Origin of the sequence: Streptomyces sp. NBC_00102, assembly GCF_026343115.1 — a bacterium.
In the GTDB taxonomy this organism is placed as follows: domain Bacteria; phylum Actinomycetota; class Actinomycetes; order Streptomycetales; family Streptomycetaceae; genus Streptomyces.
Genome location: NZ_JAPEMC010000001.1, coordinates 5,824,739 through 5,837,346, shown reverse-complemented (window position 1 = coordinate 5,837,346; position 12,608 = coordinate 5,824,739). Strand labels below are relative to the sequence as shown.

The window sequence follows — 12,608 nt, the reverse complement described above, 5'->3', positions numbered from 1 at the left end:
CTTGCGTCAGGACCGCGGCGGAGCGTCCCGGTACGGAGCCTCCCGCTGCGGCCTGACGCCGCTTCCGGCCCCGGCTCCGGACCCGCTTCCGGCCTCGCTCCGGTGGGCGGCGACCGCCTCGCCGATCAGCAGGTCGAACGCCTCGCGGACCCGGCGGCCGAGTTCCTCGGGGCCCTTCTCCACGTCCGCGGCCCATCGGTGCAACGCCCCGGCCAGCACCCCGGCGCCCGCCGAGACCACGACCCCGGGGAGCGGGTCGAGAGCCGGATCGACTCCCATCCGTTCGGCGAGGACGCGCACCGAGTCGGACTGGGCGTCGATCCTGATCCGCTGGTACGCGGCGAAGAGCGCCGGCTCGTCGTCGATCAGGGCGAAGACCGCACGCTCCTTCGGCCTGCTGTGCCAGGCCGCCCGCGCGGGGTCCTCCAGCCAGGCCAGCACGGCCGCCCGGAAGGCGACCAGCGGCGGCTCCTGCAAAGGGCGCACGCGCAGCAGCTCGTTGATCCGCAGCCCGTCGGCGCGGGTGAACCAGAGAGCGGCCTCCTCCTTGCCGGAGAAGTGCCGGCTGAAAGTACGCCGGGTGACCTGCGCGCGCTGGGCGATGGTGTCGACACCCAGCTCCGCCGGCCCCCGCTCCAGGAGCAGGTCGACGGCGGCGGCGGCCAGCGCCTCGCGGGTACGCAGCGTCCTGTGGCGCCTGCGGTCCTCGGCGACGCCGTCCGCACCGGAATGGGGCTCCTTTGCCTGCATGACCTCGGCGTATACCCAAATGTCCCGAGGGGACATTTGTTGGACGGGAGGTCGGCGCGGGGTACCGCCGCCCTCCGGGCTCCCACCCGCCCCGCCGGCGCACCTCCGGGCACGGAAAAGCCCCGCCCCGCAGCTGGGCGGGGACGGGGCGGAACGGTCGGGGGTGCGCGGTGGCGGGATGCCCTATCGGACGGGCTCCCCCGGCGGCTCCTCGCCGGAGTCGAGGATCGAGTCGGAGTCGAGGATCGAGACCTCCAGCTTGCGCAGCAGCACGGCCAGCCGGCGCCGTTCGGCCGGGGAGAGGCCGGCGAGCATCCGGTCCTCGTTGTCGAGGTGCTCGGAGAAGACGGTGTCGACCGTGGCGAGCCCCTTCGCGGTGAGCCGCGAGTAGACGACCCGGCGGTCGTCCGCGACCCGCTCCCGCACGATGAGCCCGTCCTTCTCCAGCCGGTCGATGCGCAGCGTCACGCCGGCCGAGGAGACGAGCCCGGAGTCGGCGAGCTGACCCGCCGTCAGCCGGTACGGAGCCCCCGCCCGCCGGAGCGCGGTCAGCACGTCGAACCCGGCGACGGAGAGACCGTGGCGTTCGATGGAGGCGGTGAGACGTGTGCTGTAGCGGAGGAACGACCGGTGCAGGCGCGCGAGGACCTCCAGCGGACTCGTGTCCAGCTCGGGCCGTTCGCGGGCCCAGTCCTCGATCACCAACGCGACGGCGTCGCGGTCCCCAGGCCTCGTTGCGGCCATCGTCATCACCTCGTACGGCTCGTGCCGATTTATCACGGTGCCGAGAATCTTACTGCTGAGACGCCTGGACGCGGACGGGAGAGCGGAGGGCGGCCCCGCGGTCCGGAACGGGGCGCCGGCCCGCCGCGCGGCCAACGGCGAGAGCCCTGTTCGCGAATCTCCGACGAACACGCCTCCTCACCTTGCCAAGACACCCGCGCGCCCGGCCGAAACCTGGCAGCCTGGCCGCACATCACCCCGCCCCGGAGGACCCGCCATGACCGAAACCCTGGCCGACCACGTCGATGCCACAGGCGACGACGCCGACCGCGAAGCGGTCGAGCGCGAGCGGTCCAGGATGAGGGAGTTCATCAAAGGGCTGAGCCCGGACGACATCAAGTCGGGCAACTGGTTCACCAAGCTCATGGCCCACGCCATGAGCTCCTACACACAAAAAGTCAACTGGCAATATTTTAACGAGCGTTACGAGGGAACACCGCCGGACGTCATCGTCGATCAGCGGATCAAGATGGCAGCCCGGTACGCCGCGATCGAAGGAGGGCTCTCCGCCGGCGCCTACACGGCGACCGTCGCGGCCACGATCGGGAGCCTGGGCGGGGCCTCGACGGCGACCGTTCCGGCCGCCGTCGCGACCATGATGGTCGATGTCGCGTTCGTCAGTCAGCTGCAACTCCACCTGGCCTACGACGTCTCAGTCCTCTACCGGGTCCCGCTCGACCTGTCCGACCCGGAAGACGTGTGGAAGCTCATCCGGGTCGCCTTCACGATCAAAGGCGGGGAAGTCGCCCGCGAGGGCGTGGTCAAGACGGTCCCGGCCATGATGCGGCCGTTGATCAAGCGCTTCTACTCGAAAGCGACGTTGAGCGCCGCGAAGGGCCTCCCAGTCGTCGGGAAGTTCCTTCTGCAACGCAACGTCATCAAGATCGGCATACCCCTGGTCGGCATTCCGCTCGCGGTGGTACTGAACCGCTACACGACGCTACTGGCGGGGCGGCACGCGCAGGCCGTCTTCCGGAACGAGGCTCGGGTCATCGAAATCGCCGAGCGTTTGAGCGAGCGGAGCCGCCACCCACGGATGATGCTGTGGGTGGCGTGGCTCGTCATCCGTGCGAACAGCAAGATCGGCGACGACGAAGCGCTGCTGATGCGACACCTGGTGAAGCTCGTACGGGAACGGCATCAGGTGGTGGACGAACGCCTCGCGCACCTCATCGACCTCGATCCGGTCGAGGTGTGGCGCCGACTGGACGCCGAGCCGGGAGACCTGAGCGACCTCCTCGACGTGGCCGACCTGGTGGCCTCGGTGGACGGTGACATCAACGCACGCGAGAGGGCCGTCATCTCCGAACTCCGGGACCGCTGCCGCCGAGTCTGACCTCGGCCTCCGGGCCCGCTGCCGCCGAGTCCGACCTCGGCCCGCTTCCGCCCGGCCTCGTCCCGCTTCCGCCCGACCTCGTCCGCGGACCCGCAGGTCCCGGACCCGTCGCCCCTCAGGAGTTCAGCTCCTCCAGTGTCCGCCCCTTCGTCTCCACCGCGAACCACGCGATCACCGCTCCCACGGCCGCGACCACGGCGAGCTGGGCGAAGACGAGGGGGAGGCCGCCGCCGGAGCCGATGACGGCGCCGACCGTGACGGGGCCGAGGATGACTCCGATCCGGTTCCACAGTCCGCCGAAGGCGGCGCCCCTGGCCCGGTTGGAGGTGGGGTAGAGCTCGGGCGAGTAGAGGTAGAGGGCCGCGTTGATGGCGTAGAGGAAGAAGGTCGTACAGGAGGCGAAGAGGGCGACCTGGCCGCCCGAGGTGGCGCCCGCCAGGGCGAGGACGGCGAGGGAGAGCACGGTGCCGACGAGTGCGCCGACCAGGGCGGGCCTGCGGCCGACGCGGTCGATGAGGAGCGCGACGACGAAGGTGCCGAGCAGGCCGGTGACGTTGCTGACCAGGGTGTAGACGAGGGCCGTGGTCAGGTCGAGGCCGAATTCCTTGGTGTAGAGGGAGGGCAGCCAGGTCGAGATGCCGTGGTTGACGTAGTAGGCGACGAACCAGAGGCCCGAGAGGACGGCGGTACGGCGCAGGTACGTGCCGCGGAACAGGTCGGCGAGCCGGCCCTCGGTGACGTCCTCGGTGACGTCCTCGGTGGTGCTCGCGTCGGCCCGGGGCAGCGGTTCGGCGGTGGAGCGGACGACCTCGGCCTCTATGCGGGCGAGGGCGGCCTCGGCCTCCTCGGTACGCCCCCGGGCCAGCAGCCAGCGCGGGGACTCCTCGACCTGGCGGGGCAGGACGGCGGCGATCACCACCGGCAGCGCGCCGCCGACGAACATGGCGCGCCAGCCGAGGTTCGGTACGACCCAGACCGCGATGAGGGTGGCCGCGGCAAGTCCGGCGGGGAAGATCATCTCGTAGAGCAGGACGAACCGGCCCCGCTTGTCGGAGCGGGCGATCTCGTTGATGTACGTGGCCGCGACGGGCACCACGCCCCCGATGCCGAGCCCCTGCACGAAGCGGAAGAGCGAGAACGTCTCGATGCTGCCGGAGAGGGCGACGGCGAGACTGGCGAAGCCGGTGACGGCGACGCCGAGGCCGACGGTACGCACCCGGCCGATCCGGTCCCCCAGCCAGCCGGCGGCGAGAGCACCGAGCAGCATGCCGATGGAGGCGGAGGTCACCGCGAAGGTGGCCTGGCCGGTGCTCAGGTGCCACTGCTTGGTGAGGACCGGCAGCGCGGACGCGGCCAGCAACTGGTCGAACGCCTCGAAGAAGGTGACGGCGCCGATCAGGAACCGGACCTTGACGTGCCAGCGGGAGTGCGGCAGCCGTTCGAGCCGGGCGGCGATGGAACCGGAGGCCTGCTTGCCGGCCACAGTCGTCATGGGGGTCCTTCCGCTGGTGACAGGAGTTCCCGCGACCCTAGGGTGATGTACCTAAGCGGTCAATGATTAAGGCCTTAGTAATCTCAACGTAACGCAGCGGGCGCGCCGTTCGGATGCCGGCGGAACGGGCGCTCGCAGCGGGCGGAACGAGAAGTTCCGAGACGGGGTCTTGCGTGAATAAATTTAAGCGCTTAGATTTCTAGCACTTCGACACACCAGGTGAACGGCCGCACCGAGCGCCCTCGCACCGAGATCGCGCCGGCAGGCGCCCGCCCTCAAATCCCGTCGTCCGGAGGTCTCTTCGTGCTCCACTTCTCCACCGACATCCTGGTCGCGGGCGTCTGGCGTCCCGGCACGGGCGAGCCCGTCGCCACCGTCGACCCGGCGACCGGGCAGGTCCTCGCCACCGTCGTCTCCGCCTCCGCAGCCGACGTCGCCGAGGCGGCCGAGGCAGCGGCGGCCGCGGTGGCGGAACCTGCCTGGCGGGATCTGCTCCCCCACGAGCGCGCCCGGCTGCTGCACCGGATCGCGGAGTTGACCGAGGAGGCTGCCGGTGAACTTTCCGCGATCCAGACGGCGGACACCGGCAAGACCCTCACCGAGACGCGCGCCCTCGCCCTCAGTGCGGCCGGCACCTTCCGTTACCTCGCCGCCGCGCTGGAGACCGCCGAGGACTCCGTCACCCCGTCCCGGGGCGCGTACGTCACGGTGAGCACGCACGAGCCGATCGGGGTCGTCGCGGCGATCAATCCGTGGAACTCCCCCATCGCCAGTGACGCCCAGAAGATCGCCCCCGCGCTCGCCGCCGGCAACGCGGTGCTGCTCAAGCCCGCCGGCTGGACCCCGCTGGTCTCCCTCGCGCTCGGCCGCCTGATCACCCGGGCGCTGGAGGAGTCCGGGCTCCCCACCGCCCTGCTCTCGGTACTGCCCGGCAGCGGCCGGGTGGTCGGCGACGCAGTCGTCCACCATCCCCTGGTCGGCCGCATCGGCTTCACCGGCGGCACGGAGACGGGCCGCTCCATCGCGAAGGCCGCTGCCGAAAAGCTGATCCCGGTCTCCCTCGAACTGGGCGGGAAGTCACCGACCGTCGTGCGCGCCGACGCCGACGTCGAACAGGCCCTCGCGGGAGTCCTCTTCGGTATCTTCTCGTCCAGCGGCCAGTCCTGCATCGCCGGTTCACGCCTCTTCGTCGCCAGGGAGATCTACGACTCCTTCATCGGCGAGCTGGTCTCCCGGGTGGAGAAGTTGCGAGTCGGTCCCGGAACGGACCCGCGGACCCAGGTCGGTCCGCTCGTGCACCACCGGCACCGCGACTCCGTCGCCGCCTACGTGGATCTGGCCCGCTCCGAGGGGGCCAGGGTGCTCTGCGGCGGCTCGGTTCCGGACGGCAAGGAGTACGCGGCCGGCGCCTACTACCTGCCGACCGTGCTGGACGGGCTGGCGAACACCTCGCGCACCTGCCAGGAGGAGATCTTCGGCCCGGTGCTCGTCGCCCTGCCGTACGACGACGAGGACGATCTGGTCCGCCAGGCCAACGACTCCGTCTACGGCCTGGCCTGCGGGATCTGGACCCGCGATCTCCGCGCCGCCGCCCGGATCGCCCGCCGTGTCCAGGCCGGCACCGTCTGGATCAACACGTACAAGCAGTTCAGCGCCGCCACCCCCTTCAGCGGCTGGAAGGACAGCGGCCTCGGTACGGAGAAAGGGCGCGACGCGATCCGCGCGTACCAGCGCCAGAAGTCCCTGTACTGGGGCACCTGTGAACTCCCCCTCCCCTGGGCGCTCTGACGGCGGCCCTCGCGAAGGACCAGGCGCCCGGCGCCACCCGCCCCACCTTCCCATGGAGACCCCATGCACCAGCCACCGCCCGGACCGGTCGCCCGGCTCCGCTCCCTGCGCTACGTCGAACTGCACACGCCCGCCTTCTCCGAGGCCGCCGACTTCTACGAGGAGGTCTGGGGGCTCCGGACCGTGGAGGCCGACTCCGGGGCGCGCTGGCTGCGCGGCACGGGCGACGAGCACCACGTCCTCCACCTGACCGAGCGGGACCGGGTGGGCCTCGGCCGTCTCGCGTTCGCCGTGGCCACCCCCGCCGAGGTCGACGAGGCGGCCCGCCGGCTCGAAGCGCGTTCCCTCGTCCCGGTGTTCGGGCCGGGTCCGCTGGAACAGGCGGGCGGTGGTTACGGGTTGCGTTTCACCGACCCCGAGGGACGGCTGATCGAGATCAGCGCCCACGTGCACGCGGTCACGCCGCGCGGCCGTGACGAGGCCGTGCCGGTCGGTGTGACGCACGCCGTGCTCAACACCACGGACATCGACGCGGCGGTGGCGTTCTACCGCGACGTGCTCGGGCTGCGGGTCTCCGACTGGTCGGAGCACCAGATGGCGTTCCTGCGCTGCAACGCGGACCACCACTGCATCGCGTTCAACCAGGCCGAGTGGACCTCGCTCAACCACGTGGCGTACGAAATGAGTTCGGTCGACCACTTCATGCGGGGCATCGGCCGCCTGCGGCACCACGGCATCACCCCGCAGTGGGGGCCGGGCCGCCACGGTCCGGGGGACAACACCTTCTCCTACTTCACCGACCCCTCCGGGCTGGTCTGCGAGTACACCTCCGAGGTCGCCCAGATCGTGGAGGACGCCTGGATCGCCCGGGTCTGGCGGAGGGTCCCGGAGCTGTCCGACCTCTGGGGGACGGCCGGGGCGCCCTCGAAGGAGATCCGCTGCCACATGGCCGGAACACCCGACCCCGGCCCGCTCGCCCCGGTGGACGCCCTGCCGACAACCGATGCACCCGCACCGAAGGAGAACGCCGCATGAACCCCGTACGCAAGGTTGGCCTGGTCGGCTGGGGTGCCATCGGCCGTGTGGTCGGCACCGCCCTGGCCGAAGGCCGGGTCGCCGGCGCCGAGTTGGTCTGTGTCGTCGACAACCGCCCGCTGGGCGAGGCGGCGCCCGCCCGTCAGGTCTCCCTGGAGGAGGCTCTCGGCCTCTGCGACCTGGTCGTGGAGGCGGCCGGGCAGGGCGTCGTCCGCGAGTGGGGCGAGCGGGTCCTCGCCTCCGGCACCGACCTGCTGATCGCCTCCAGCGGGGCACTGACCGACGAGGACCTGGCGAAACGGCTGCTGAACACCGGTCCCGGCCGGGTGTACTTCACCGGGGGCGCGGTCGGCGGGCTCGACCTGCTCCAGGCGGCGTGCTCCCTCGGGCCGCTGGACGAGATCCGCCTCACCACCACCAAGCTGCCGTCCACCCTCGAACAGCCTTGGATGGACGAGGAGTTGCTGACTCGGATGCGGACGGCGACGGGACCTGTGGAGGTCATGTCGGGTACCGCGCGCGAGGTTCCGGTCAAATTCCCCAAGTCGACGAACGTGGCCGCCTCGGTCGCGCTGGCCGTCGGCGACCTGGACGCTGTGCGGGTCCAGGTCGTCGCCGATCCGGCGGCGCACCGTACCCGGCATCTGATCGAGGCGTCCGGCCCGCACGGCTCGTACCGCTTCGAGGTGGCGCACCGGCCCGACCCCGACAACCCGGCGACCAGCCAGGTCGTGCCGTACGCGGTGCTGCGCGGGCTGGCGGCGCTGGCCGGCCGCAGCGGGCAGATCCTGTGACCGCCCCCGTCACCGCCCGCACGGACTCGCCGACCGCCCCCGTCACCGCCCGCACGGACTCCGTGACCGCGCCCGTCGCCGTCCATGTGGAGGAGGCCGGGGAGCGGGGGCCACTGCTGCTCTGCCTGCACGGTATCGGCTCCTCGTCGGCGGCCTTCGCTCCGCAGCTCGCCGAACTCTCCGCGCACGTGAGGGTGGTGGCCTGGGACGCTCCCGGGTACGCCGCCTCGCCCGACCCCGGAGGGCCGTTCACCCTCGACGACTTCGCGGACACGGCGGCCGGGCTGATCCGGGAGCGGGGCGGCAGCGCGCACGTCCTCGGGGTGTCCTGGGGCGGGGTGATCGCGCTGCGGCTCGCGACCCGCCATCCGGAGCTCGTGGCGTCCCTGATCGTCGCCGATTCGAGCGCCGGTTCCGGCACCGACCCGGCGAAGGCCGAGGCCATGCGGGCGAGGGCCGCCGACTTGGCCGAGCTGGGCCCGCGCGCCTTCGCCGAGGCCCGGGGCCCTCGCCTGGTCTCCCCCGAGGCGCCGGACGAGCTGGTCCGGCGGGTCGTGGACACCATGGCCGCCTCGGTCCGGCTGCCCGGCTACGGCCACGCCGCGGAGTCGATGGCCTCGGCCGATCTGCGCACCGAACTTCCCTCCGTCGCTGCGCCCACCCTGGTGCTCTGCGGCGACCAGGACCGGATCACCGGCGTCGACGCGAGCCAGGTCATCGCCGGTGCCGTCCACAAAACCGCCTACGTGATCGTCAAGGACGCCGGTCACCTGGCCAACCAGGAGCAGCCAGGGCGCTTCAACGCCTGGGTGCTCGCCCACCTGCGGATCACCGCTTCCCTCCCCGAGTAGGAGCTCTTCACCATGCCTCTCACCACCACCGCGTACGACAACGGCGACGACCTCTCCGCGTACACCGACTCGCTCATCGCCTCGAAGGAGTCGCGCGTCGCCGACTTCGACACCCTGTCCTTCCAGGAGAAGGCCGGCCCGCAGTACCGGCGCGGCCAGATCCGTTACGTCGGCTCCGGCGCGACCGGCAACCACGAGGGCGACAGCCGGATCATCCCGTCGGGCGGGTTCACCTTCTCCAACATGCTGCTGCCCCCGGGCGCCGAGGGTCCGGCCCACACCCACCACGACGTCGAGGAGGCCTTCTTCGTCCTGGAGGGCGAGGTCAGGGTCGGTATCCACCGCGGCGCGGACGAGGCGGAATACCGCACCCTCGGTTACCGCGACATGATCGTGGTGCCGGCCGGGGTGACCCGCTCGCTGAAGAACGAGGGCGACACGGACGCCCTGTTCTGCGTGGTCATCGGTACGCGGAAGCCGCAGGTCCCGTCGTACCCGGAGTACTCGCCGATGCACGGTGTCGCCCGTGACTGACCGCTCCCCGGTGGACCTGAGCACCGACGGCACGCGCACGGACTGCGTGCGCACCGACGGCGTGCGCACGGTCGTCGTCACCGGTGCGGGCCGTGGCCTGGGACTGGCCATGGCCCGCCGGGCGGGCGCCGACGGCTTCCGGGTCGTCGTCGCCGAGCTGGAACGCGAGCGGGGTGAGCGGGCGGCAGCCGGGCTGCGGATGGAAGGGCTCGACGCCCACTTCGTGCGCTGCGACGTCTCCGACCCCGCCTCGGTGGCGGAGTTGGCCGACGCGGTTCGCGAACTGGGGCCGCTGCACGGCCTGGTGAACAACGCGGCGCTCGCCAACGGGGTGGGCGGCAAGGAGTTCTGGGACATCGACGTCGAGGTGTGGGACCGGCTGATGTCCGTCAACTCCCGTAGCCCGTGGCTGGTGTCGAAGGCGTTGTACCCGCTCTTCGGTCCGGTGGGCCGGATCGTCAACCTCGCCTCGGACGCGGCTCTTTACGGCTCGCCCCGGCTCGCCCACTACATCGCCTCCAAGGGGGCGGTCATCGCGCTCACCCGGGCGATGGCGCGGGAGCTGGGCGAACGGGGCATCACCGTGAACGCGGTGGCCCCGGGGCTGACCGAGGGCGAGGCGACCGAAACCGTGCCCGCCGAGCGTCACGACCTCTACCGGGCGAACCGGGCCATCTCCCGGCCGCAGCGGCCGGACGACCTCACCGGGATCGTCTCGTTCCTGCTCTCCGAGGAGTCCCGCTATCTGACCGGCCAGGTGGTCGCCGTCAACGGCGGCTTCACCATGAACTGAACCAGCAGGAGTACGAGTTATGGATCTGGGCCTCGCGAGCCGCACCTATCTGGTGACCGGCGGCAGCTCGGGCGTCGGCCTGGCAACCGTCCGCGCCCTGCTCGACGAGGGCGCCGACGTGGCGACCTGCGGGCGCGACGCCGCACGGCTGGCCGCCGCCGCCGAGGGGCTCGCCGACCGGCCTGGCCGGCTGCTGACGGGCGTGTGCGACGTACGGGACGCCGAAGCGGTCCACGGCTTCGTCCGACGGGCCGCCGAGGAGTTCGGCGGCATCGACGGGCTGGTCAACAACGCCGGCCAGTCCCGGATGAAGGGGCTCGACGACTCGACCGCCGAGGACTGGCGGGACGAGCTGGAGCTGAAGTTCGCCGGGGTGCTGCACCCGTTGCGGGCCGCCCGCCCGTATCTCGCCGCCTCGGACGCGGCGAGCGTCGTCAACGTCAACGCGGTGCTCGCGAAGCAGCCGGAGACCCGGCTGATCACGACGAGCGCCGCCCGCGCCGGCATCCTCAACCTCTCCAAGTCGCTCTCCGTCGAGCTGGCCGGAGACGGCATCCGGGTCAATTCCGTGTGCCTCGGGCTCATCGACACCGGCCAGTGGACCCGCCGCCACGCCGCGGCCGGTTCCGGCCGATCCTACGAGGCGTGGCAGGCGGAGCTGGCCGCGGACCGCGGGGTGGCGCTCGGCCGGCTCGGCCGTGCCGAGGAAGTCGCCTACGCCGTGGTCGCGTTGCTCTCGCCCCTCGCCTCGTACATCACCGGCACCGCCATCGACGTCTGCGGCGGCGTCGGCCGTTCCATCCTCTGAGGAGACACCATGCGTCACGACAACGGAGGCGATCTCCTCGTCGCCGTCCTGCGGGAACTCGGCATCGACACCGTCTTCGGCATCGTCAGCGTGCACAACCTGCCGCTGGTGGAGGCCGTCGACCGCGAACTGCGGTTCGTACCCGTGCGGCACGAGGCGTCCGCCGTCAACGCGGCCGACGCCTACGGGCGGGCCCGGGGCTCGCTCGGCTGCGCCCTGACCTCGACCGGTACGGGCGCGGGCAACGCGGCAGGATCGCTGATCGAGTCGCTCAGCGCGGGCAGTTCGGTCCTGCACGTCACCGGCCAGGTGGAGAGCGGATTCTTCGGCAGCGGCCGGGGGTTCATCCACGAGACCAAGGACCAGCTGGGCATGCTGGACGCGGTCTCGGTGTACGCGGCGAGCGTGCCGGACACCGAGCGGGCGGGGAAGATCCTGCGCGAGGCGGCGCGTGCGGCGCTCGCCTCTCCGGGCGGGCCGGCGAGCGTGGAGTGGCCGATCGACCTGCAGTACGCGGCGCAGGAGGACGAGTCGTCCGAGCCGGTCGCACCCGTTCTCCCCGCTCTGGTGGCGAGCGACGTGGCCGCCGCCGGAGCCCTTCTGTCCGCCGCCCGGCGCCCGTTGATCTGGGCGGGCGGCGGGGCGAACGGCGCCCGGGGCGAGCTGGCCCGGCTGCTGGAGGCGACCGGGGCCGGTCTGCTCACCTCCAACTCCGGCCGCGGCTCGGTCCCCGAGGACCACCCGCAGGTGATCGGCAACTTCGCCACCACCCCGGCGGTGCGCGCGCTGCTCGCCGACGCGGATCTGCTGCTCACGGTCGGTACGCACTTCCGGTCGAACGAGACCGCCGACTACACCCTGGAGCTCCCCGCCGCCCACGTCCAGATCGACGTGGACGCCGCCGCGCTCGGCCGGGTGTACCCCGCCGCCCACGGTCTGCACGCGGACGCCTCGGCGGCGCTGACCGCGCTGCTCGCCCACGCCCGGCCCGCCGAGGCCGGCTGGACGCGGCGGGTGGCCGGCGTTCGTACCGAGGTGCGGGAGAACCTGCACGATTCCATCGGCCCGCAGGCGGCGATCTGCGACGCGATCCGCGCCGCCCTGCCGCGCGAGGCGGTGGTGGCCCGTGACGTCACCATCGCGTCGAGCAGCTGGGGCAACCGGCTGCTGGAGATGTACGACCCGCGCGACAACGTCTTCCCGCGCGGCGGTGGCATCGGCCAGGGACTCGGCATGGGCATCGGCGCCGCCCTCGGCCGTCCGGACGTGCCGACCGTGGTGATCGCGGGCGACGGCGGGCTCGCCGTGCACCTCGGCGAACTCCTCACCCTCGCCCAGGAACGCCCGGCCCTCACCCTGATCGTCTTCAACGACGGCGGGTACGGGGTGCTCCGCAACATGCAGGACGCCCACGGCGACCGGCGCTCCGGGGTGGACCTGGTGACCCCCGACTTCGAGCTGCTGGCGCGCGCCTGCGGGCTGCCGTACGCACGGATCTCGGCCGAGGAGCACGCCGCCCCGGTGCTGGACCACGCCGTCGCCTCGGGCGGCCCGATGCTGGTCGAGGTCGACCTGGCGGCCCTCGGTCCGATGAAGAACCCGTTCACCCCGCCCGTGCGGATTCCCGGGCAGTAGCCCGCGTCC

General features: G+C 72.0%; 12 protein-coding genes. 9 read left to right on the top strand and 3 right to left on the bottom strand.

Annotation, left to right across the window (positions count from 1 at the left end):
* Positions 1-6: 6 nt before the first annotated feature.
* Positions 7-750, bottom strand: coding sequence for a TetR/AcrR family transcriptional regulator (locus tag OHA55_RS25890; RefSeq protein ID WP_266710050.1), 744 nt, complete (start codon positions 748-750; stop codon positions 7-9).
* A gap of 183 nt (positions 751-933) precedes the next feature.
* Positions 934-1,500, bottom strand: a complete 567-nt coding sequence (locus OHA55_RS25885) for a MarR family winged helix-turn-helix transcriptional regulator (protein ID WP_266711164.1) — start codon at positions 1,498-1,500, stop codon at positions 934-936.
* Between the two features lie 250 nt (positions 1,501-1,750).
* Here OHA55_RS25885 and OHA55_RS25880 point away from each other — a divergent pair, with 250 nt between their 5' ends.
* Positions 1,751-2,869 carry a hypothetical protein gene (locus tag OHA55_RS25880; protein WP_266710049.1) on the top strand — a complete coding sequence of 373 codons (1,119 nt, stop codon included), beginning with the start codon at positions 1,751-1,753 and terminating at the stop codon, positions 2,867-2,869.
* Positions 2,870-2,984: 115 nt separating this feature from the next.
* Here OHA55_RS25880 and OHA55_RS25875 read toward each other — a convergent pair whose 3' ends face one another.
* Entirely contained in the window at positions 2,985-4,361 is a 1,377-nt protein-coding gene (locus OHA55_RS25875; protein WP_266710048.1) for an MFS transporter, read from the bottom strand.
* A 303-nt stretch (positions 4,362-4,664) separates the two neighbouring features.
* On the opposite strand from OHA55_RS25875, the gene OHA55_RS25870 reads away from it, so the two are divergent.
* The 8 genes from OHA55_RS25870 (at position 4,665) to OHA55_RS25835 (ending at position 12,599) form a co-directional block, all read left to right on the top strand.
* Entirely contained in the window at positions 4,665-6,149 is a 1,485-nt protein-coding gene (locus OHA55_RS25870) for an aldehyde dehydrogenase family protein (protein ID WP_266711162.1), read from the top strand.
* 63 nt (positions 6,150-6,212) lie between these two features.
* Positions 6,213-7,184: a VOC family protein gene (locus OHA55_RS25865; RefSeq protein ID WP_266710047.1), complete on the top strand. Its 972-nt coding sequence runs from the start codon at positions 6,213-6,215 to the stop codon at positions 7,182-7,184.
* Positions 7,181-7,978 carry an aspartate dehydrogenase domain-containing protein gene (locus OHA55_RS25860; protein WP_266710046.1) on the top strand — a complete coding sequence of 266 codons (798 nt, stop codon included), beginning with the start codon at positions 7,181-7,183 and terminating at the stop codon, positions 7,976-7,978. The genes OHA55_RS25865 and OHA55_RS25860 overlap by 4 nt, the downstream gene beginning before the upstream one ends.
* 62 nt (positions 7,979-8,040) lie before the next feature.
* Positions 8,041-8,829 carry an alpha/beta fold hydrolase gene (locus OHA55_RS25855; RefSeq protein WP_266711160.1) on the top strand — a complete coding sequence of 263 codons (789 nt, stop codon included), beginning with the start codon at positions 8,041-8,043 and terminating at the stop codon, positions 8,827-8,829.
* A 12-nt stretch (positions 8,830-8,841) separates the two neighbouring features.
* Complete coding sequence (locus tag OHA55_RS25850; protein WP_266710045.1) at positions 8,842-9,363, top strand: cupin domain-containing protein; 522 nt, start codon at positions 8,842-8,844, stop codon at positions 9,361-9,363.
* Positions 9,364-9,409: 46 nt separating this feature from the next.
* The gene (locus OHA55_RS25845; RefSeq protein ID WP_266711158.1) at positions 9,410-10,156 is read left to right on the top strand and encodes an SDR family oxidoreductase; all 747 of its coding nucleotides are present in this window, start codon (positions 9,410-9,412) and stop codon (positions 10,154-10,156) included.
* 19 nt (positions 10,157-10,175) lie between these two features.
* Positions 10,176-10,964 (top strand): SDR family oxidoreductase, encoded by a 789-nt coding sequence (locus OHA55_RS25840; RefSeq protein WP_266710044.1) that lies wholly within the window; start codon positions 10,176-10,178, stop codon positions 10,962-10,964.
* A 9-nt stretch (positions 10,965-10,973) separates the two neighbouring features.
* Positions 10,974-12,599: a thiamine pyrophosphate-binding protein gene (locus OHA55_RS25835; RefSeq protein WP_266710043.1), complete on the top strand. Its 1,626-nt coding sequence runs from the start codon at positions 10,974-10,976 to the stop codon at positions 12,597-12,599.
* The last annotated feature ends 9 nt before the right edge of the window (positions 12,600-12,608 follow it).

What these genes read in the sequence shown, in the direction of transcription:
- OHA55_RS25890 (WP_266710050.1), bottom strand. Translation starts at nt 750, where the DNA reads ATGCAGGCAAAGGAGCCCCATTCCGGTGCGGACGGCGTCGCCGAGGAC.
- OHA55_RS25885 (WP_266711164.1), bottom strand. Translation starts at nt 1,500, where the DNA reads ATGACGATGGCCGCAACGAGGCCTGGGGACCGCGACGCCGTCGCGTTG.
- OHA55_RS25880 (WP_266710049.1), top strand. Translation starts at nt 1,751, where the DNA reads ATGACCGAAACCCTGGCCGACCACGTCGATGCCACAGGCGACGACGCC.
- OHA55_RS25875 (WP_266710048.1), bottom strand. Translation starts at nt 4,361, where the DNA reads ATGACGACTGTGGCCGGCAAGCAGGCCTCCGGTTCCATCGCCGCCCGG.
- OHA55_RS25865 (WP_266710047.1), top strand. Translation starts at nt 6,213, where the DNA reads ATGCACCAGCCACCGCCCGGACCGGTCGCCCGGCTCCGCTCCCTGCGC.
- OHA55_RS25860 (WP_266710046.1), top strand. Translation starts at nt 7,181, where the DNA reads ATGAACCCCGTACGCAAGGTTGGCCTGGTCGGCTGGGGTGCCATCGGC.
- OHA55_RS25850 (WP_266710045.1), top strand. Translation starts at nt 8,842, where the DNA reads ATGCCTCTCACCACCACCGCGTACGACAACGGCGACGACCTCTCCGCG.
- OHA55_RS25840 (WP_266710044.1), top strand. Translation starts at nt 10,176, where the DNA reads ATGGATCTGGGCCTCGCGAGCCGCACCTATCTGGTGACCGGCGGCAGC.
- OHA55_RS25835 (WP_266710043.1), top strand. Translation starts at nt 10,974, where the DNA reads ATGCGTCACGACAACGGAGGCGATCTCCTCGTCGCCGTCCTGCGGGAA.